The organism is Paenibacillus sanfengchensis (genome assembly GCF_036864765.1).
Classification (GTDB): domain Bacteria; phylum Bacillota; class Bacilli; order Paenibacillales; family Paenibacillaceae; genus Fontibacillus; species Fontibacillus sanfengchensis.
In genome coordinates this window covers 1-21,389 of record NZ_JBAGJC010000028.1, presented here as the reverse complement: position 1 = coordinate 21,389, position 21,389 = coordinate 1, and the positions used below count along the sequence as shown (strand labels likewise).

The 21,389-nt window shown below is 55.1% G+C and carries 16 protein-coding genes; 13 read left to right on the top strand and 3 right to left on the bottom strand.

The genetic code is table 11. The features are described from left to right. The first annotated feature begins 5 nt into the window (after positions 1 to 5). The 5 genes from V4U84_RS26635 to V4U84_RS26615 all read left to right on the top strand — a co-directional run bounded on the left by V4U84_RS26635 (position 6) and on the right by V4U84_RS26615 (position 3,595). Positions 6 to 329, top strand: coding sequence for a hypothetical protein (locus V4U84_RS26635; RefSeq protein ID WP_334076107.1), 324 nt, complete (start codon positions 6 to 8; stop codon positions 327 to 329). Next, positions 326 to 1,327 (top strand): UV DNA damage repair endonuclease UvsE, encoded by a 1,002-nt coding sequence (gene uvsE, locus V4U84_RS26630; protein ID WP_334076106.1) that lies wholly within the window; start codon positions 326 to 328, stop codon positions 1,325 to 1,327. Before V4U84_RS26635 ends, uvsE begins: the two co-directional genes overlap by 4 nt. Positions 1,328 to 1,419: 92 nt before the next feature. Next, on the top strand, positions 1,420 to 2,190 hold the full coding sequence (fabI, locus tag V4U84_RS26625; RefSeq protein WP_334076105.1) for an enoyl-ACP reductase FabI: 771 nt from the start codon (positions 1,420 to 1,422) through the stop codon (positions 2,188 to 2,190). A gap of 235 nt (positions 2,191 to 2,425) precedes the next feature. Then, complete coding sequence (locus tag V4U84_RS26620) at positions 2,426 to 3,286, top strand: inositol monophosphatase family protein (RefSeq protein WP_416367305.1); 861 nt, start codon at positions 2,426 to 2,428, stop codon at positions 3,284 to 3,286. A gap of 54 nt (positions 3,287 to 3,340) precedes the next feature. Further along, positions 3,341 to 3,595: a hypothetical protein gene (locus V4U84_RS26615; protein WP_334076104.1), complete on the top strand. Its 255-nt coding sequence runs from the start codon at positions 3,341 to 3,343 to the stop codon at positions 3,593 to 3,595. A 332-nt stretch (positions 3,596 to 3,927) separates the two neighbouring features. Here the strand turns inward: V4U84_RS26615 and V4U84_RS26610 are convergent, their stop codons facing one another. Beyond that, positions 3,928 to 4,704, bottom strand: a complete 777-nt coding sequence (locus V4U84_RS26610) for a class I SAM-dependent methyltransferase (RefSeq protein WP_334076103.1) — start codon at positions 4,702 to 4,704, stop codon at positions 3,928 to 3,930. A gap of 344 nt (positions 4,705 to 5,048) precedes the next feature. On the opposite strand from V4U84_RS26610, the gene V4U84_RS26605 reads away from it, so the two are divergent. The 8 genes from V4U84_RS26605 to V4U84_RS26570 all read left to right on the top strand — a co-directional run bounded on the left by V4U84_RS26605 (position 5,049) and on the right by V4U84_RS26570 (position 17,341). After that, positions 5,049 to 7,352, top strand: coding sequence for a glycoside hydrolase family 65 protein (locus V4U84_RS26605; RefSeq protein WP_334078239.1), 2,304 nt, complete (start codon positions 5,049 to 5,051; stop codon positions 7,350 to 7,352). Beyond that, a complete protein-coding gene (locus tag V4U84_RS26600) occupies positions 7,349 to 9,661 on the top strand; it encodes a glycoside hydrolase family 65 protein (RefSeq protein WP_334078238.1) in 2,313 nt (770 codons plus the stop codon). Before V4U84_RS26605 ends, V4U84_RS26600 begins: the two co-directional genes overlap by 4 nt. A 19-nt stretch (positions 9,662 to 9,680) precedes the next feature. Then, on the top strand, positions 9,681 to 10,319 hold the full coding sequence (pgmB, locus tag V4U84_RS26595) for a beta-phosphoglucomutase (protein WP_334078241.1): 639 nt from the start codon (positions 9,681 to 9,683) through the stop codon (positions 10,317 to 10,319). Between the two features lie 289 nt (positions 10,320 to 10,608). Continuing rightward, entirely contained in the window at positions 10,609 to 12,420 is a 1,812-nt protein-coding gene (locus tag V4U84_RS26590) for a sensor histidine kinase (RefSeq protein WP_334078237.1), read from the top strand. Positions 12,421 to 12,439: 19 nt separating this feature from the next. Continuing rightward, positions 12,440 to 13,777, top strand: coding sequence for a response regulator (locus V4U84_RS26585; protein ID WP_334078236.1), 1,338 nt, complete (start codon positions 12,440 to 12,442; stop codon positions 13,775 to 13,777). Positions 13,778 to 13,956: 179 nt separating this feature from the next. After that, positions 13,957 to 14,892: a carbohydrate ABC transporter permease gene (locus V4U84_RS26580; RefSeq protein WP_416367304.1), complete on the top strand. Its 936-nt coding sequence runs from the start codon at positions 13,957 to 13,959 to the stop codon at positions 14,890 to 14,892. A 1-nt stretch (position 14,893) separates the two neighbouring features. Beyond that, complete coding sequence (locus V4U84_RS26575; RefSeq protein WP_334076098.1) at positions 14,894 to 15,760, top strand: carbohydrate ABC transporter permease; 867 nt, start codon at positions 14,894 to 14,896, stop codon at positions 15,758 to 15,760. Positions 15,761 to 15,880: 120 nt separating this feature from the next. Beyond that, complete coding sequence (locus V4U84_RS26570) at positions 15,881 to 17,341, top strand: ABC transporter substrate-binding protein (protein ID WP_334078235.1); 1,461 nt, start codon at positions 15,881 to 15,883, stop codon at positions 17,339 to 17,341. Between the two features lie 62 nt (positions 17,342 to 17,403). Here V4U84_RS26570 and V4U84_RS26565 read toward each other — a convergent pair whose 3' ends face one another. Further along, positions 17,404 to 18,525, bottom strand: coding sequence for a 5-methyltetrahydropteroyltriglutamate--homocysteine S-methyltransferase (locus tag V4U84_RS26565; RefSeq protein WP_334078234.1), 1,122 nt, complete (start codon positions 18,523 to 18,525; stop codon positions 17,404 to 17,406). Positions 18,526 to 20,065: 1,540 nt separating this feature from the next. After that, positions 20,066 to 21,280: an IS4 family transposase gene (locus V4U84_RS26560; RefSeq protein ID WP_334077049.1), complete on the bottom strand. Its 1,215-nt coding sequence runs from the start codon at positions 21,278 to 21,280 to the stop codon at positions 20,066 to 20,068. Between the last annotated feature and the right edge of the window lie 109 nt (positions 21,281 to 21,389).

Here is a 21,389-nt window from a genome sequence, read left to right as displayed (position 1 = left end):
AGACGATGGGTTTTCAAACGGAATTTAACTCGGTATGCAAGTTTAAGAGCGAGCAGGAGTTATACGAACTGCTGGAATATGGCCGGGGCAAAATGCTGAAGCAAGGTCTGCGCGTATTTCCGACCGGGCAAAAGGTGATTGCCTACGCCCCCGACAACAAGGCGGTGGCGATCGTCAAGATTACGGCCTGCGTGGCCGAGATCAATTTCAACGGGGAAGAGGTTACGTCGGTGGAGCTGCAGCTCATCCGGCCGCTGACCGAGGAAGAGTCCGCCGTGCAAACGGCGCTGGCTTACGAAATGTTTTTCGGGGAAGCCGGAGCGAAGTGATCGTACGGTTCGGTTATGTCGCGATGTCCACGGTCGTAGCGAATGCTTCTCCCTCCAAGACGATGACGTTCAAAACGTTCAGCAATCTGACGGACCGTGAGGCCGCCGTGCGCAGGCTGGAGTCGATTGCCGCGGAGAATCTGCACAATACGCTGCGGCTTCTTCGTCATAACGTGGCCCACGATATCAAGGTCTACCGCTTCTCCTCCAAGCTTATTCCGCTGGCGACCCACGAGGCTCTTGCGGATTGGGACCCTTTTCGGGCTTTGGGGAAATCCTTTGCCGAGGTTGGGGATTTCGTAAAAAAGCACGGCATACGCGCCTCTTTTCACCCCGATCATTTCACGGTGTTCAGCACCCCCCGGCCGGAAGTGCTGGCAAGCTCGCTCCGCGATATGGAGTACCACGTCGGCATGCTGGAGGCGATGGGTCTGGACGGGCGGGCGAAGAACAATATTCACGTCGGGGGCGCTTACGGGGACAAGCTGTCCGCGGGTGAACGGTTCAAAGAGAATGCGGCGGCTCTGCCGGACCGGATGAAGGAAAGGCTGACGCTCGAAAACGACGACAAGACTTTCAACGCCCGGGAGACGCTTGAAATAGCGGAAGCTCTGAATTTGCCGATGGTTCTGGATATTCACCACCAGTGGGTGAACAACGAGGGGGAAGACCCAGCGGAGCTGTGGCCGCGAATCAAGCAGTCCTGGACAAGCTCTTACGCGCAGGCAGGCTCGCCCGCGGACGATCCGCTGCCGCCGAAGATTCATGCCTCCAGCCCCAAGAGCGCGAACGATCCGCGGGGACACGCGGACCATGTGATTGCCGGGCCGCTGCTTGATTTCCTGCGCAGGATCGCCAGAGGGACGGACCGCGTCGACGTGATGCTCGAAGCAAAGCTCAAGGATGGGGCTCTGTTCGCTCTCATGGAGGATCTGGCCCGTCATGAAGGCGACGGGGTGGAAATTCTGGATGGAGCCAGCGTACGGATCAGGCCGTAAGTCTTTGGCTTGCGGCCTTGAAATTGTCGGGGAAATAAGGTAAGTTGAACACAAAGAAGCCGGTCGTATTTTGATGAGGAGGTCTTTCATTCATGGGAGAATTATTGGCAGGAAAAAATATCGTCGTCATGGGCGTGGCCAATGACCGCAGTATTGCCTGGGCGATCGCCCAGAGCCTGGCGGAGCAGGGAGCTCGCCTCGCTTTTACATACGAGAGCGAACGCGTGGAAGGACGGGTGCGCAAGCTGGCGGAAAGTATACCGAATTCGCTCATCCTTCCCTGCAACGTGACGGTCGACGAAGATATCGATAAACTCGCGGATGCGCTGCGGACGGAATTTGGCGTACTGCACGGTTTGGTTCACAGCATTGCGTTCGCCAAAGCGGAAGATTTGGCGGGCGAGTTTCAGGATACTTCGCGCGAAGGGTTCGCCCTCGCCAACGATATCAGCGTCTATTCGCTGGTCGCCGTGTCGAAGCGCTTGTCTCCGCTCATGACCGAAGGCGGGAGCATTATGACGATGACCTATATGGGTGCGGAGCGCGTCATGCGCAACTATAATGTCATGGGCGTCGCAAAGGCGGCTTTGGAATCCTCCGTCCGCTATTTGGCCAACGACCTGGGCCCCCGCAATATTCGGGTCAATGCGATTTCCGCGGGGCCGATCCGCACGCTGGCGGCGAAAGGCATCAGCGATTTCAACTCAATTTTGAAACAGGTGGAAGAGAAGGCGCCGCTGCGCAAAACGACGGATGTGGCAGAGGTGGGCGATACCGCCATGTTCCTGGTCAGCCACTTGTCCCGCGGTATAACCGGTGAAGTGATTTATGTCGACGGCGGGTATAATATCGTAGGGGCTTAACTGAGACTTTGAAGACAAGAAGTTCGTTTCCGGGCGGCTGAGGCCAGCCATGCCGGGGCGGACTTTTTATATAATGGAAGCCGCTTCGGACAGGTTGCCCTTTTGTGAAGGGAAGGTCTAAAAAGGCGCAACTTTGCCACCTTGCCGGCGTATGATTTTAAAAAGGGAAATTTTAGAAGATTCATAGAGAAGTTGCACCGGTTTATAGATTATTGAAGAAAGTAGTGTGAAACCATTGGAATCCAAACCTAGTATTCCTTATGTTGTAGGCAGCAAAAGTCCGATGGCGGTGGCGATCAATTGCGCCGCGAAAGCGGGGGAATGGATCAAAAGCCGGGTCGGCATGGTCAAGGATCTGAGCACGAAGTGTTCTCCGCAGGATTTGGTCACCGATGTGGACAAGGGCGCGGAGACGATGATCCGCAAGCTGATCCTGACCCATTTCCCGGATCATGACATTTTGGGGGAAGAAGGCGTGGCCCCCGGAGCGGAAGCTTCGGCAGCCGCAGTGGCGGAAGCGAAGCAATCCGAGTACTTATGGATTATCGATCCTGTGGACGGTACGACCAACTTCGTGCACGGATTTCCGTTTTTTTGCGTATCCATCGCGTTGGCTTATAAGGGGGATGTCATCATCGGGGTGATTTACGACCCTATGCGGGATGAGATGTTCGTAGCGGAAAAGGGCAAGGGCGCTTATATGCACGGAAATCCGACGCGGGTCTCGGAGGAGGCGCTCCTGGCGGACAGCGTGATTGCGATCGGCTTTAATCCGGACCGCGAGGTGGCCGCTCCTATCAATCTGAAGGGCATCACCGCTTTGGCCGACAGGGCCCGGAGCCTGCGGGCCGGCGGTTCGGCCGCGCTTCATCTGGCTTATGTCGCGGCCGGCCGGCTCAGCGGCTATTACGAAGTAAACCTCAACGCCTGGGATACGGCGGCCGGCGCGCTGCTCGTCGTGGAGTCGGGAGGAATAGTGACGGATACCGCGGGCAACCCTTATGACATTGGAGTCCGCAATCTGATCGCCAGCAACGGTAAAATTCAGCAGCAGCTGCTTGATGTCGTTTCGGCTGCGGGGGCAACGGGATTGTAGAAGAACCCCGGTTCCCATACTCTATACTCTATTTTCCGGAAGGAGTGTCATCTGATGAGCGATAACAAAGAACTGGAAAGAGAGCTTAGCGAGATGCTGACGGAACAGGAAATCGGGAGCGAGGAAGAACGCAAAAGGGAAGAGCGGAGAAGGTTGTCGCCCAGATACGAGATTCGCGTCCAGACGAATTTGGACCCGATTGTGGAGGAAACGCGAAAGTACCGGAGTATGGCCAAGGAAGTAGACGGGCGATATGACGAATATATGAGGAAAGTGGAGCAAGCGGATAAGGAGCAGGGGGAGAAGTAGATCCGCCTGAATTGGATATCCGCCGAAGGAACACCCCGATTTGATTCGGGGTGTTTTCTTTAACCTTGGATCAATTAACGGGAATTCCTCCCGTTAATTAGGTCCCTATGCGGCTGGGGAGAGAGTTACCTGGAAAACCTCCCGCTAATTCGCCTTGAAATTGCCGATATCGGCGGGTGGGCCGTAAAATAGATGGAGCTTTTCCAGCTAATTTGGATCCTAGGGCCAAGAAGGGCAATTTTAGCGGGAGGTTTTCCCGTTAAACATTTCACGCTCTAGCCTGACAAGCAAGTAAACAGGGTCCGCAGTTATCTGCAACTTCCGAATGTCCGTCAACCGGACGGCTTGACGGCTACAATCCGGAGCCTCACATAATCCGCATACCAGGAGCCGTCCCGGTAAAGCTGCTCTTCGGCTAAATCGGCGACTTTCTGAAAGATTTCCTTCTTCTCCGCTTGCCCGAAGCCGGACAAGAAAGGGCCGGCCGCAAACCCGTCCAGCCAATGGAACAGGCCTTCCCGGTTTTCGCCGAGCAAGGTGGGGCGGTCAAAATGCGCCGCAAAGGTGACGCGGAAGCCGGCTTCTTCCAACAAAGCGCTGTACTCGCCGAGGCTGGGGAAGTACCAGGGGTTCAGCGGGCCGACATCCAAGCCGTAATCGCTTCGCAGCACCTCCGCCAGGCATTGGACAATCGCCAGGACATTGCCCTTGCCGCCGAATTCGGCCACGAAGCGGCCGCCGGGTTTGAGCGCGTTCCGGACGGAATCGGCAACCGCCCCGGCGTCCTTCATCCAGTGCAGAGCCGCATTGGAGAACACGGCGTCCACCGGTTCGGGGAGCCGAAAGCTTTCGGCGTCTCCGACCCGGAAGTCGAGGCCGGGATATTTTTGCCGCGCCTGCTCGATCATCGGCGCCGACAAATCCATGCCGCTCACATCGGCTCCCGCATCGGCGATTTGCTGCGTCAGGTCCCCCGTTCCGCACCCCAGGTCCAGAATTCGCTCCCCTTTTTGGGGATGCAACAGCTCGACGACGCCCTTCCCATACGCCGAGACAAAACCTAACTTGTCATCATACATGCCCGGCTGCCAAACTTGATTTCCGCTCATTCTTTTATCCCCCTGTCGGATAGGTTGTTGGGTTTATTATGCAGCATGCGGCTCAATTGTGGAAATATATAATACATATTGTGTTTATAGGTTATTCCTATTAAACGAAGAGTTCCGATCCAACACCGTATAATCGCACATAAGCTCATTAGACATGGACATTTGGCGAAGATGGCTGTTCCGCTAAGCTGGATGAGAGGAAGCGGCCTTGAGGCGTCCGTCGATCTATGACGCGGAAAGCGGCGGTTCGCGAAGGACCGCGGGCAAGCGCGCGGCAAGACGCGTTATTAGGCGCGCTATCTATCGCACGATCATGCGAATTATACAGAAAGAGAGGACGGAGCATGCCGAAAATCGCGGACAGATATTTGCACATTGATCCATGGAAGGTTGTGGAGGAAGGTTTTGACCGGGGACGGAACCGGGTGTCCGAATCTATTTTTTCACTGGGAAACGAATATATGGGGGTCAGGGGATATCCGGAGGAAGGATACGGCGGGGACTCCCTGCTGGGCAGCTATTTTAACGGACTGTTCGAGGAGAGCCCGGTCACGGCTCATTACAAAGGGATTATCAAATCGCTGCGTTTTATGGTGAATGCGGTGGATTGGCTGCATACGCGGATTGAGTTGGACGGGGAGCCGCTGGATTTGGCGGAGAGCCGGTTTAGCGGGTTTCGCAGAGAATTGGATTTCCGAACCGGGATTTATACCCGGGAATTCATCTGGCATCTGACCGGGGGAAAAGACTTGAAGCTCTCCTTCGAGCGACTGGTCAGCATGAAGGTAAGCTATCTCGGCTGCCAGCGGATCACGTTTGAGCCGCTAAACTTTTCCGGTACGGTGAACGTACGGACGGGGCTGGATTTTGCCGTGATCCATGAGGACCGTCAGCACAGCTATTGGGAAACGCTAAAGCAGGGGGAAGAAGGCGGGATCGTGGGGATGCTCGGGCAAACGGCAAATACCGGCAACCGTCTGTTCTCCGCATTTCGCATCGAGGCACCGGATGCGCTGGAGAACAGGCCGGCCCGGGGGGGCCGGTTTATCGGCCGGGATCTGGCGCTGAAGCTTACGCAAGGCGCGCGGACGGTGCTGGACAAACTCGTCGTCAATGTCGCCGAAAAAGACCGCTCCATCACGGACGATGCGCTTTGGCAAACGGGAATGGACCAGGCGGTACGGTACACGCGGGACGGGTATGACACGGCGGCCGCCGGGCAGCGGGCGTACTGGGCCCGGGTATGGGCGGATTCGGATATCGCGATCGAAGGGGACCCGGAGAATCAGCAGGGCATCCGCTTTTGTATTTTTCAGCTATATCAGACTTACCACGGGGACAATCCCGGTTTCAACATCGGAGCGAAAGGCCTGACCGGGGAGGCCTACCGGGGGCTGGCTTTTTGGGATACGGAATCATACTGCCTGCCGTTTTATATTTTCAATAACCCGAAGGCGGCCAAAAGCTTGCTCGAATTCCGCTACAAAACGCTCCCCGAGGCGCTGGAACGGGCGAAGGAGCTGGACTGCGAAGGGGCGTTTTATCCGATCGCCACGATCGACGGCACCGAGAGCTGCGACCTGTGGCAGCATTCTAACCTGCAGTTGCATGTCGGCACGGCGGTGGCGTACGGGCTGCGCCATTACGTGAGCATGACGGGAGACAGGGCGTTTTTGTTTGAAAAAGGTGCGGAAATGCTGATTCAAATCAGCCGATTTTACGCCACGCGGGGGCAGTGGGGGCAAAAGACCAGGCAATTCGGTTACTTCGGCGTCATGGGCCCGGATGAGTTCCAACTGATGGTCAACAACAATTGCTACATCAATTTCATGGCCCAAAAACTGTTCGAATACACGCTGGAGGTGCTGGACGATCTGCAAAGTGTGTCTCCGGCGGCTTACGGCGAGCTGGCGGCCCGGCTTGGCTTGACGGCGGAAGAGCGGGACGACTGGCGGAGCAAAGCCCGGCATATGAAAATCCCCCGGGATGAGCGGACGGGGATCTACGAGGAGCATGACGGTTTTTTCGATCTGCCGCATCTTGATATTCAGGCCATCCCGGTCACGGAGTTTCCGCTGTATTCGCATTGGTCGTACGACCGGCTGTACCGGTACGACATGATCAAGCAGCCGGACGTGCTGATGTTCATGTTCCTGTACAGCGGCGAGTTTACGGCGGAGGAAAAGCGGGCGAACTATGACTACTACGAACCGCGCTGCATTCACGAGTCGTCGCTTTCGCCGTCGATCCATTCGATTTTGGCGGCGGAAATCGGGCGTTCGGAGGAAGCGTACAAGTTTTTTGAATTCGCCACCCGCCTTGATCTGGACAATTACAACCGCAACACGCGGGAGGGTCTGCACACGACCTCGATCGCCGCAGCCTGGATGAACATCGTCTACGGGTTCGGCGGGATGCGCTCGGACGGGGAGCGGCTCGTACTGAATCCGGGCATTCCGGAACGATGGGACAGCTACCGGTTCCGCATCACGTACCAGGGGGCAAAGGTGTTCGTCGAGGTGGATCAGGAGCAGGTTTCCATCCGGGCGGCGTCCGGCGGTGAGGTGGAAATGACGGTCTACGGGGAGATTTGCCGCGTTGATGAAGCGGGCATCCGGGTGCCGCTGCGGAAGGCGGCCGTGCGATGAGCTGGATCATAAAGGAAAGCGGATTCGACCGAGACCGGATCACGTCGAACGGCAACAAGTTCATGATCGGCAATGGGGTTTTGGGATATCGCGGAACGCTCGAGGAGTTCGGCAAACACGAGCTGACGGCGACGATCGTCGCCGGGCTGTACGACAAGGTCGGGGACAAGTGGCGCGAGCCGGTGAATGCGCCGAACGGGCTGGCGATGTCGCTGTATTGGGACGGGACGCCGCTCAGCGTGCTGAGCAATCGCGCGACCGAAGTCGGCGACTCCGACCCTGAACGGCTCGAACACGAGCAGTCGCTGGATCTCCGCCATGCGGTTCACCGGCGGCGGACGGTGTACCGCACAGCGGGGGAAGCGCAGGTGACGGTCACCTCCGAGCGGTTTTGCAGCGCGGCCCGGCCGCATCTGATCGTAAACCGGATTTCCGTGGAGAGCAGCCGGAACGGCGAACTTACGATCGTCACGGGCATCGACGGCGACGTCTGGGACATCAACGGCCCGCATTTGGAGCGCCTGGAAAACGGGGGCGATGAGGATCGGGCCGGGGACGTGCTGACGCTCACCGGATGGACACATGAATTGAATGTGCCGGTTTCCGTGGCCGAAGCGGTGGACGGCGGGTTCGGGGAGCGGCAGCTTCTTCGCGGGGCAACTTCGATCCAGCGCAAAATCCGCTTAAACTGCCGCGCCGGGACTACCTATGCCTGGTCGAAATACGTATCCGTGTTTACCGGCTTGGACGAGGCTGACGATCCGCGTTTGGCGGCGGCCGAGTCCAGCCGGGAAGCGCGCGGGCTGGGTTACGACCGGCTGCTGCGCGAGCATGCCGAGCGGTGGGAGCGTAAGTGGGGGGCGACGGACATCGTGATCGAGGGCGACGACGAAGCCCAGCTGGCGCTCCGCTACAGCATGTATCACCTGCACATCATCGCGCCGGACCGCTCGGAGAAAGTGTCGATTCCGGCCCGCGGGTTGTCCGGCCAGGTTTATAAAGGAGCGGTGTTCTGGGATACGGAAATGTTCATGCTGCCGTTCTTCCTGTACACCCGGCCGGAGGTGGCGCGGAACCTGATGATGTACCGGGTGCATACGCTGAACGGGGCGCGGCGCAAAGCGGCGGAGTACGGCTACGAAGGCGCGTTTTATGCCTGGGAAAGCCAGGAGACCGGGGATGACGCCTGCACGCTGTTCAACGTGAATGACGTGTTTACCGGCCGTCCGATGCGCACCTATTTCCGCGACAAGCAGGTGCATATCAGCGCGGATGTAGCGTACGGCATCTGGCAGTACTACGCGTTTACCGGAGACGAAAGCATTCTGCTGGACGGGGGAGCCGAAGCGGTGTGGGATTGCGCAGTGTTTTTTTACTCGTACGGTTATTACAATCCGCGAAAACAGCGCTATGAAATCCTCGACGTCACCGGGCCCGACGAGTACCATGAGCGGGTGAACAACAACGCGTTCACGAACCGGATGGTCAAAGCGTGCCTCCGCATCGCGCTTGATGCGCTCGATCTGCTGAGAGACCGCGAACCGCATCGGCATGAGGCGCTGCTTGCGGGCAGCTCCGTCCGGCCGGAACAGATCCGCGACATGCATGACCGTTTGTATGTGCCGGAGCCGGATGCCGGAAGCGGGCTGATCGAGCAGTTCGACGGGTATTATGCGTTGGGGGACGTTTCCTTAGCGGAGCTAAAATCGAGGATGCTGAATCCGCACGAATATCTGGGGGGCGGGAACGGCCTGGCGACGACGACGCAAATATTAAAGCAGGCCGACGTGGTGCTGATGCTGCATTTGTTCAAGGACAGCTTCGACCCGGCCGTCAAAAAAGCCAACTGGGCGTATTACGAACCGCGCACCGAGCACGGGTCGAGTTTAAGCTCGTGCATTTATGCGCTGGTGGCGGCCGATATCGGTTCGCCGGATTGGGCGTATCCGTATTTTATGCGGACGGCGACGATCGACTTGACCGGCGAATCCAAGAAATACGTCGGAGACCTGTATATCGGCGGCACCCATCCGGCCGCGAACGGAGGGGCCTGGATGGCCGCCGTGCTGGGCTTCGCGGGGCTGCGATACGACGGCGGCAAGGCGACGCTGAAGCCGGCTCTGCCTTCCTCCTGGCGGGCCGTGGAGTTCCCGGTCCGCCTCCGCCAAGGCGCGTATCGGATTCGCGTCGAACGGGAAGCGCTCGTGATTTCGGCGGAAGCGGGTAATCCGGAGCCGCTACCGATTGCGGCGGGCGGACGGGAGTTTGCCGTGGCACCGGGCCAAGAAATCCATGTGTCAACGATATAATCAAAGGGAGAATGGAATCATGCTGGAAACGATGAAAGGCGCGATTTTCGACCTCGACGGCGTGATCGTCGACACGGCCAAATACCACTATTTGGCCTGGCGTTCGCTGGCGCGCCGGCTCGGCTTCGAGTTTACCGAAGCCGATAATGAACGGTTGAAAGGCGTCAGCCGCATGGAGTCGCTCCGCATCCTGCTTGAGGTGGGCGGCGTGGAAGCGACGGAGGAAGAGCGCGAGGAGATGGCCGCGGTCAAAAACCGCGAATACGTCGACTATATATCGAAGCTGGAGCCGTCGGAAATATTGCCGGGGGCCAAGGATTATCTGCTGCAGCTGCGCAGCCGGGGCGTGAAGATTGCCCTGGGCTCGGCGAGCAAAAACGCAGAGTTCATTTTGTCCAGGCTCGGCATCGCGGAGCTGTTCGACGCGGTGATCGACGGCACCAAGGTGTCCCAGGCGAAGCCGGATCCCGAGGTGTTCCTTGCCGCCAGCGCGGCGCTTGGCCTGCCGCCGTCCGAGTGCGTCGTGTTCGAGGACGCGGAGGCGGGCGTGCAGGCGGGCAAAGCCGCCGATTGCCGCGTTGTCGGCATCGGCAGCCCGCACATCCTGGCAGGGGCCGACCTTATCGTCAGTGGCTTACATGAGCTGGTGCAAAAATAACGGATGAACTGGAAAAGTTCCCCGATCTGGCATTTCGGATCGGGGAACTTTTTTCTATAACGTGAAGTTACGAATATAGCTATAGCGTCCAGCTCCTCACGCCGCTCCTTAAGTCGGCAAATAAGCCCCAAGCCTCCCGCAAAATGATGCTGGCAAAACGCCGGAAATGCCCTACACTAAGAGAAACGGTAGCGCAAATCTTAGGAACCGCCACAATTTCCGTAGAAACGCGCATACCTGGTGGGTTTTCAATCTTGATATAGTTAAAGTGACCGGAGGTGCAACGCAGGTGAATGCAGGATTTAAAAACCCGATGACGCAGATCAGTTTGAAGCAGCAGATGATCCTGGTTTTTCTGGTGCTGGTCGTCCCTCTGTTCATATTGAACTCCTATGGCAACTACCGGGCGGATCAAATTTTAAAACGCAATGTTTCCAATGCCTACATAGAGCTGAACAAACAAAATTTCACACTGATCAGCCGGGACATCGAATCGATCAACAAGGTGACATCGACCGTGTTTCAGCATCCGCTGGTGCAGCAGTTGAATCCGGCCGAGGACGAGAGCATGCTCGAACGGGTCAAAAATTACGAACGGCTGGAAAATCTGCTGAGCAGCTACTCCGAGGAGAGCAATCAGCAGGCGCCGCTCTATTATTCGCTATTCGTGCATGACCCGTCGAATTCGTACTCCTTTGCCCCGTACTACCCGGAGTCCAGGAAAGCGGGAAGTTATTTTTTTCTCGAAGAGGAGAAACCGGAATGGTTTGATGAAGCCGTCGCCAAGAAGGGGAACGGCTATTTGCGGTTAATCGAGCATTTGTCGCCGCCGACCCGGGGACAGAAGAATCAGCATACGCTGGCCTACGTCCGGGCGATCAACAACATAACCAAGGGAGGTACGATCGGCGTACTGGTCGTTTCGAACGTGGACGCGCGTATCGGAGAGTCCCTGCAGACGGTTTCCATCCCCGAAGGCGAGCTTTATTTCACGGATTGGAACAACCGGATACTGACGTCGTCGACCGTTTCGGAAGCGGGCCGGGTTCTGGAGCTGCCGGCGGAGGCGGATGCGGAAGATTCGATGATCGGAGCAAAAGACGTTATTACCGATGATTTTATTTATGTCATAAATTATAATGCGGTGCGTCAGCAGAAGCTGATCTATAAAGTTCCGCTCAAGGCGCTGCTTCAGCAGCAAAACGAAATCAAGCGGATCATCCTGCTGATTTCCCTCGTTTATTTTGCGGCGGGGCTGATGATGATTCTGTATTTCTGGCGCGCTTTGATGACGCCGTTGCAAAAATTGGTCTATTTCGTCAGAAGATACGAACCGGGCAAGGTGGTGCCGGAAACTCCGAAGTGGCGCCGCAACGACGAGGTTAGCGTGCTCGTATCGTCCATTTATGAAATGGCGCGCCGGCTGAACGGGCTGGTGCATTACAAATACCAAATGGATATCAAGCAGAAGGAAGCCCAGTTGCAAATTCTGTACCAGCAGATCAATCCGCATTTGCTTTACAACACGCTGGAAAGTATTTATTGGAAAAGCACGATGGAGGGCAACACGGCCTCCGCGGAAATGATCAAGGAGCTGTCCAAGCTGATGAAAATCAGCCTGAGCCGGGGACGGGAGCTGATCACGCTCGGGGAAGAGCTGGAGCACGCCGCCGCCTATATCAAGCTGCAGGAGCACCGGTACGAATACGGCTTCCGGGTAACCTGGGACGTTCCGGCGGTGCTGTACGCGTGCGCGATTCCGAAAATTACGCTCCAGCCGTTAATTGAGAACGCTATCATTCATGGCGTGAAAAATATGGGGGAGGATGGCGAAATCGCCATCCGCGCCAGAGAACACACGGGCCGGGTGGAGATCGCCATCGAGGACAACGGTTATAAGGCGGTGGATTTCGCGGCCATCGACAGGCTGCTGAACGACGAAAGCCCAAGCCCGTCCGTAGGATACGGCATCCGCAACATTCATCAGCGGATCCGTCTGCATTTCGGACCCGAATATGGCCTGAGTTACGCCGCGCGTCCGGAGGGCGGAACGGCCGTGACGGTGACGCTGCCGGGCATATCGGAGCATTCGGAGAAATAAAGAAGTGGGGGAATAGAACATGTACAACATCCTGGTTGTCGACGATGAACCGCTCATTTGCAAAGGGTTGGCGGGGTTATTGACGTCCTCGGGCCTGGGGATCGGGCAAATCATGACGGCCTATAACGGCTATGAGGCGCTTGATTACGTCCGAATGGAGGATATCGACCTGATCGTGACGGATATCCAAATGGGTGAGATGAACGGCATCGAGCTGATGCATCAGGCGAAAATGATCAAGCCCTGGGTGCAGGCGATCATCATTTCCGCCCATGAAACGTTTCAATACGCCCAGATGGCGATCCGGCTCGGAGCCAAGGACTATTTGATCAAGCCGCTGAACAGCGGGCAGTTTCTCGATTCCGTGCGCAACACGCTGCTGAAGATGGATAAGCCGGTGCCTAAGATGGGGGAATGGCTGTCCGGGGACCGGGAGCATTTTCAGATGGAGGAGTCCCGGCCGGAGAATATCGAGCGGCTGAAGCGCCTGTTGGCGGATTCCTCCGAGTTTGGCCCGGAGTCCGCGGAAACGGACGATCCGGACGATACGCGGAAGTTTGGGGTGTCGGGGCCTTTTTTTTCCGTATTCAAACTGAAGCTGGCCCTTCCCGCCGGGAAGGAACAGACGGAGTACAAACAACGGGATGTCCGGCTGTTGCAGTACGCCGCGCTGAACATCGTCAAGGAGCTGCTGCATCAGGAATGGAACGCATTGTCTTTTTACGTGAAGGATATGGAAATCGCCATCATTATGCAGTGGAGCGAGGCGGAATACGCCGAACCCGGCGTCAACAAAATCAACCAGCTCGAAATGATCGGGCGTACCCTGCACCATCATGTTCACAAATATCTGGGAATGCTGTGCACCGTCGGAATCAGCCAGATTTTGAAAGGCATCCGTTTTCTTGGCGAATTGAGCCGTCAGGCGGACAAAGCGATCCTGTGGAGCGGAGAGCATGGGGATTACCACGTGTTTTATTATGGGGATTTTAACTGGCACAACTATGCCCAGGACCCGTCCCGGGAGGAGCTGCACACGCAAACCAACCGGATCGTGGACAGCGCCAAGGAGTACATTGAACATAACTATAATCAGAAAGGCTTGACGATTCACGAGGTAGCCAAGAAAAACCACGTCAGCCCCAACTACCTCAGTTACCTGTTCAAGAAAAACACGGGCCACAATCTTTGGGAATACGTCATCAAGCTGCGGATGGAGGAAAGCAAGTCGCTCATTTTGAATACTGATCTGCGCCGTTACGAGATCGCCGAGCGGGTCGGGTACGAATCCCCGGAGCATTTCAGCAAAATTTTCAAAAAATATTTCGGCGTTAGCCCCAGCGAGCTGAAGAAGTAAGATCGGCCATACTTCACATAGTTTTAGACATGTTCGCGGTGACCCCTCTTTTCTACAATTGATAGAGGTAGTTCAAAAAGTCGTCTTTTGATCACGAAGCAGGTCAGGAAGCGGCTGAAAACCCGACTTTTTGAACTCGCACTAACAATAGACACTACGAAGAAAAGAGGGAGACAGAGATGGGGGAAACGGTCTTTGCGCCGGAGAGCGGGCTTCACGAAAAGGTGAAACCGGTTCAAACCAAACGGCGGCGTGGATCGAACTGGAAAAAATACATGATGGGGTATTTGTTCCTCGTTCCGGCGATCGTCATTTTTATCGTGTTTTTGTGGGTACCGATCGTGAAAGGGATGGTGTACAGCTTTTACCATATCGATTTCGTCAACGGGAACACCTTCGTCGGATTGGACAACTATGTTAAGGTACTAAGCAATCCGGACGTGCTGCTCTCCGTCAGAAATACACTTTATTACATGCTTTTGTGCCTGGTGATCGGGTTTTGGGTACCGATCGCGGTTTCCATTGCTATATCGGAGCTGAAGTTCTTCCAGGGCTTCGCGCGGATTGCGGCCTATCTGCCTTACGTCGTGCCCGGGGTCGTCCTGTACGGGCTGTGGAGATGGATGTACGATCCCGTCGGCCCGATCAACGCGGTGCTTGGCGTTTTCGGCGCCGATCCCATCGCGTTTGTCTCCGACCCGAAATGGTCGATGGTTTCGCTGGTATTTATGGAAACGTGGCAGCAGTTCGGCTCGGCGATGCTGATTTATTTGGCCGGGGTGCTGAGCATTCCGCGGGACTGGTACGAAGCGGCGGAAATCGACGGCGCGGGGGTCTGGAACCGGATCCGGTACATTACGCTGCCGTCGATGCGCAATTTGATTGCCTTGATGCTGATCCTGCAATTGATCGGGACTTCGCAGGCCTATCAGTCCCAACTGGCCATGCTCGACGGCGGCCCCAATAAGGCGACGCTCACTTATGCCTTGCTGACGGTAAAATACGCGTTCACTCAGCTGGATTATGGGTCGGGTACGGCACTGGGCGTTCTGATGTTCCTGGTGCTGGCCGTTCTGGGGATCGTTCAATTCAAGCTGAACAAGGAGGAGTACTAGCATGAAGGAAAGAGGGATTTTATCGCCGGCCGATCTGCGGAAGCCGTTAAATAAAGTCGTCTACGGCTTGATGATGCTGTGTATCGCGGTTATGGCGGTGACCATGCTGTATCCGATTGCGATGACGCTGTTTAACGGGCTCAAGAGCAACCCGGAGGTCAACTCGTTTCCGCCGCGCTTTTTCCCGCAGGAGTGGCATTGGGAAAACTTCTCCAGAGGCTGGGAGTTCATAGATCTGCCGACTTATCTGAAAAATACGATGCTGATCTTCGTCGGAAGTCTGATCATGATCATCCTCGTGCTGGGCCTTGCCGCGTTCAGTATCTCCCGGATTCGCGTCCCTTACGGCCGGGTCATCTATTTCTTCATTCTGATGACGCTGTTTATTCCGGCCTCCAGCTACATGATTCCGAACTTCGTCAACCTGAAGGAGCTAGGCTTGCTGAACACGTACTGGGCTTTCTGGCTTCCGGCGGGGGCCAGCGCTTACTATTTCCTGCTCATCAAAAATTTCTTCGACGGCATCCATCCGGAAATTTTCGAGGCGGCCCGGATCGACGGGGCTTCGGAATGGACCGGATTCATCCGCATCGCGGTGCCGCTGTCGGTGCCGATATTCGCAACGCTGGCGATTTTTATCTTTTCCACCGCGTGGAACGATTGGTTCTGGCCATCACTGGTCATGCAGACCGAAGACAAATACACGTTGGCTACGGCGATCTACAAATATGTGGTCAGCGCGCGCAGCCTGGATACCAACGTGAAGTTCACGATCCTTTTTATGGTGATGATTCCGCCGATCTTCGTCTTCCTGGTGTTCCAGAAGTTCATTATGCGCAGCGTCGGCTTGTCCGCCGTCAAGGGATAGCGCTTTCAGAATCGTAGGCCTGCACATGAAAGGAATACGATCACACATCGATTACCGGCATGTTCTCTTTTAAGATGAAGATGTCATTACAACATTAATATTACGAAAAGGGGAGTTTCAATGCGCAAGTTTTCTGTACTTTTGATGTGCCTTGTGCTGTTCGGTTCCTTGCTGGCGGCCTGCGGGGGCGGCGGTGGTGCCAAAAACAAAGCGGAGGGCGCGAACGGCGCCGCCGGCAACACGAGCGGCAACAAAGCCGGGGACAACGGCGGAGCCTCGGGAGATACGGGGGATATTGCCCAGCGCAAGGTCACACTGAAGATTCACTATCCGCTGCCGGACGAAACGACACTGCGCAAGCAGGAAGACGATAAAATCGCCCGCTTCCAGGCAAAATATCCGAACGTAACGATCGTGAAAGACGACTGGGATTACGACGTAAACGAAATCGGGGCGAAGATGGCCTCTAACGAAGCGCCGACGTTCTACAATACCTGGGCGACGGAAGCTCAGTTGCTCGTGGAACGGGGCTGGGTGGCCGACATCACGGACCTGTGGAACAATTGGGAGTACAAGGACGAAATAAACCCTGTGCTGCAGAACCAATTCATTGTGGACGACAAAGTGTACGGCATCACGCAAAACGGTTACGTTACTTCTACAGTCATCAACAAAAAGCTGTTGGATGACAAAGGCGTGTCGATGCCGGCGTTCGACTGGACGTGGGACGATATGTACAATGTGGCCAAGGGCACGGCCGATCCGAAGAAGGGCATCTCCGGCATCGCGCCGATGGGGAAAGGGAATGAAGCGGGCTGGAACTGGACGAACTTCCTGTTTGAAGCCGGCGGAGACATCCAAACGAGCGAAGGCGGCAAGCTGACGGCGGTGTTCAACTCCGAAGCTGGCGTCAAAGCGCTGGATTTCTACAAAAAGCTGAGATGGGAAGCGAATGCGATTCCGCAGGACTGGGCGCTCGGTTGGGGCGATGCGATCAGCTCCTTCAAGCAAGGGCGGACGGCGATGGTGATCGCCGGGGCGTTCGACGTGATTCAGGCGGCGCTGAACGAGGGCGGCATGAAGCCGGAAGACGTCGTCGCCTATCCGATGCCTGCGGCTGAAAAAGGCGGCAAGCATTACGGCATTTTGGGCGGCAACTACCTCGTCATCAATCCGAACGCGACGAAAGATGAGCAGGAGATGGCGTTCCGCTATATTACGTTCGACTATTTTACCGATGACGCCCTTAAATCGGTGGAGGATACGATCAAAGCCCGCAAGGACGAGGGCAAGTACTATATTCCGACGCCGCTGGAGTACTTCAGCGATGACTCGGAATATGCCGCCAAAGTGAAAGCCATTTACGACAAATACGACAATGTGTACAAATACGATCCACAGCTGTTCAGCCTGCTGGAAGGCAAGCCGGAGGCCCAATTCGGCACGCAGGATTACTACGCGACGATGTCCAATGTCGTGCAGGAGTCGTTCTCGAAGAAAGACACGAACTCCAAAGAGCAGTTGGACGTAGCGGCCAAATACGTACAGGAAAATTTCTTCAACAAAGCGCCGCAGAAGTAAGCGAATGCAACGGAAAAAGCCGTCCCGGTCTTCGGGACGGCTTTTGATATGCGGATTGCCGGTTACTTCCACACGTCTGCGGCGATTTCCACGACGTGGCGCAGTTTGGCCCACTGTTGCTCTTCGGCAACCAGGTTGCCTTCCTCGGTGGAAGCAAAACCGCACTGCGGGCTTAGGCAAAGCTGGTCGAGGCTCACGTAACGGGCGGCTTCGTCGATACGCCGTTTGATCGTGTCCGGGTTCTCGAGCTCCCCGAACTTGGATGTGACCAAGCCGAGCACGACTTGCAAGTCGGGTCTATTCACATAGCGGAGGGGTTCGAATCCGCCGGAGCGTTCATCGTCGAACTCCAGGAACAGCCCGTCCAGGTTCAGGCCGCCAAAAATCGCTTCCGCCGCCGCGTCGTAGCCGCCGGAAGCGGTCCAGGTGGAGCGGAAATTGCCGCGGCAAATGTGCATGGTGATAGCCATGTCCGCCGGGCGATTTTCGATCGCCTCATTGATGATTTTGGCCGATAGCTCGATCATGGCCTCGGGATCTTTGCCTTCCGCGCGGAGCTTCTCCCGGGACTCTTCCGTAAAGAAGCCGGCCCAGGACGTATCGTCCAGCTGGAGGTAGCGGCAGCCCGCATCGTAGAAAGCGCGGATCGCTTTTTGATAGGCCAGGGTTACATCACGGAACAAGACTTCTTTATCCTCATAAATAGGCGTTTCGATTTTACCGCGGTAGTAGAGCATATTAGGGCTCGGAATTGTCAGTTTTGCCGTATGCGAGCCGGCCAGTCCCTGCAAAAATTTGAAATGTTCCAGCATCGGGTGGTCGCTGAAATCGAGTTTGCCGGTGATTTTGATGCTGTGGGCTTTCGTTTGCACCCCATGGAACTGGATGCCGCTTTCCGGTTCATAGCCTTGTACGCCGTCGAGATTCTCGAGAAAATCAAAATGCCACCATGCCCGGCGGAACTCCCCGTCGGTGACGGCCTGAAGGCCGATTTCCTTCTGTTTCCCCACAATGCGGCGGATTTCTTCATTTTCGGTTTCCCGCAGCTGTTCGGCCGACAGACTGCCGGCCGCGCGCTGTTCGCGGGCTTTTTTGATCGCTTCGGTCCGGAGCAGGCTGCCTACCTGATCGGCCCGAAACGGCGGGATGCTGCGTTTTAGGGACTTCGTTGCGGATTGATTCAAGGTACTCCCATCCTTTAACTAGATATTTCGCTGTCTTTTCGGTCCGTAGGCCGGCCGGGGACAGTGTTCTGGTATATCATTCTATTATACGTGAACGCGCTAATGAAGAATAGCGGTAGAGCAAAATCCGCCGCTGCCGCGTGCGGGCTAAGCATAGACCCGGCCATCGTATAGAGATCCCCGGAAACGCCGGATGCCCCGCGGCCATGCCGAACAGCGGCATCGCCAGATGAAGGGATAAACAGGTAATGGTCATGAAGGCAAACACCCACGGGGACAGAGAAGTATAAGCGGGCCAGATTGCAGCCGCAAATCACGCCGATCACAATGCTGGTGGGCGTGATTAAGGGCATCATCCGGTTCAGTAGCCGGTTTAGTGTTTGCTGCACTGAACTAAAGAATTGGCGTTGGGCAACGGTGGTAAATGGTTTCGGAGATATGTTGCCAACATCCACAATTGTAGAGATACAAGCGCTATCGTTGGAGTCAGTGCACTAACGGGAAAACCTCCCGTTAATGTATCGCTCTTGGCTCTTGGATCGGATTTAGCTGGAAAAGTTCCATCTATTTCGCGGCCCAACAGCCGATATACACAATTTCAGGCGAATTAGCGGGAGGTTCTCCAGCTAAATCGTCTTTTCAGCCGCATACGCCCCAAATTAACGGGAAGAATTCCCTTTAATTCGGGCCAAGAGTATGCAAAGAACCCGTTACACAGATATATAAAGGCCTTTTGCGACGCTATTTTGTCGAATTCGGCTGGGCGGTGTAAAGCAGCGGCTTTTTAGGCCCTTATTCCGGGAAAAAGCAGGCCAAACCCCGATTTCGGTGCCCGCAACAGGGCAATAAGGCCTTTTTTGACCGCTATGATCCCCGTGGAGCCGAATCGGGACGAAATAGCGGCCCAAAGGCCCCCAAAGGCCGCTACTTCAGCGGGCGGCTATGGAAGTTGCGGGGCGCGGGGTTCAGCCCGTCTACGCTGAGGCGAAGAGTTTTAAAATAAGCAGCATCATGTCAGAAGTGGTGCAACGTCAGTGCCTGGAAGTGCGTTCGGCATCTTGATAGCCGCAGGCTTACTACGATTCGGGGTGGGGGGATGTAAATGAAGATGAAAATGATACCACCATTGAACACTCAGAAACTAAAATCTAATAGAAAATTAGCCATAGTGCTTATTTTTGGTCTGTTAATGCATTAATCTTGCAAAAACCTTAACATCAGTTAGTCGTAATGAGTTGAACTAATGATGGAGGGATAGAGGCAGCCGGGTGAAATGTTCTTCCGATCGCTGTTGCTCCCGGATTTCTTGATGAATTAAATTCAGATAAGGTAGAAGTCCGGTAACAAAGGCGAACGCTACGCTTCTCCAGAATCATTTCACCCTCTTGCCTTTTCCCATCCTATGCTCTAGTTCAACTTGTTTGCCAGTGATGTTTCGCCTCTCCCAAAAAGGCAAAAAAAAGCCCCACCTTACTTTCAAACGTACAGACACATTTTTTTCCAGAGTATAGTTTTTCTTCTGTTTTGGTTCTACATTTTTTTAGTAATAGATCATCCGTAGTTTCTCCAAACGTTCTGGATGAATTCTTGGACGACCGCCCTTTTTCCTTCGGCCCTTACTCGTCCGCTGCGTCACTGGATGTAAACGGTCCAAAAAATCGGTCCACGCATTCGTTAAATACGCACGCATCTTCCTCGTCACTTGGCCAATGGGCAGATCCGGAGCGTAGAGATACCGGATTTCTTCACACACTACGTACGCCAGTAGGTTTAAATAAATCAGGTTCCATACCGCCTGTGGCTTGTTGTTGTATATTTTTTTCAGATGCAAATTTGACTTCATGAATTTAAAAAATAGTTCCACTTTCCAGCGGTAGTGATACATTCGGGCCACATCTTCCGCTTTTACATCCCAGCGGTTCGTTAGAACTCGCACTTGATGAACCTTGTGCTTATTGTCGATAAACTCAAACTCGACCAGTCGGAACACGCCGGTTTGTTGGCTATCCGGGTCCTTGATTTCTACTTCGGCATCCCGCTTGATGAAACTCCCCGCGACCTTGGACTGAAGCACCCGTACTCTGCTGTTGCTCTTAAGTCGGACCACAAAGTAAATCTGATTTCGATCCCAATGGAGGAATTGTCCGTAACAGATATAACCTCGGTCAAACAAATAGGTGGTTCCTGGCTCCCAAACAAGGTGTTCCAGCACTTCCGAGTCTAGGTCGGCCACCATCGCCGTGGAGAGTACGATGCCTTTTAGCCAGGCGCTTATCTCGCCGGTGAGATGCAGGCAGGTATGCATTTTTACCGCACTCTCTCCCGCTTGGCGTAATGCCCACTTCCCTCGCGGTAGGCTCAGAGTGATTGACGAGGAGTCTACCGCGGCCAGTCGCCCAAGTCCCTTGAGCTTTTTCGGTAGTGTAGGTCCCTGGTGATGCCACAGGTTTTTGAGACGCTGGAGGAACAAGTTACGAACACTGTCGGTTGGAATTTGCGCTAGTTTTCGATTTAAGGAGGAAGCATGGATCGACTCCAAGCCTACCCATTTTTGCAGCCACGGAGCACTTCGTAAATGCTCTGTGATGTTATCTAGTGAACTCCGTTTTTGCAAAATGGCCTCCAGAAAGAGAAGAATCGTGTTGCCAAAGCAAAGCTTCTTGGCGTAATGATCGCCACAGAGTAAACGCACATGGACATCCAACCAACCTAAGGCTTGACGAATCACGGATGGGTTAGGTATCTTTTTATTCAAGGAGACCTCCTTTCGTATGTGTCTGTACAATTCTACGATAACTGGGGTCTCCTTTTTTTGTAAATTATTCTTCTTACTTTTTATGTCATTTTTTTTGCAAGATTACTGC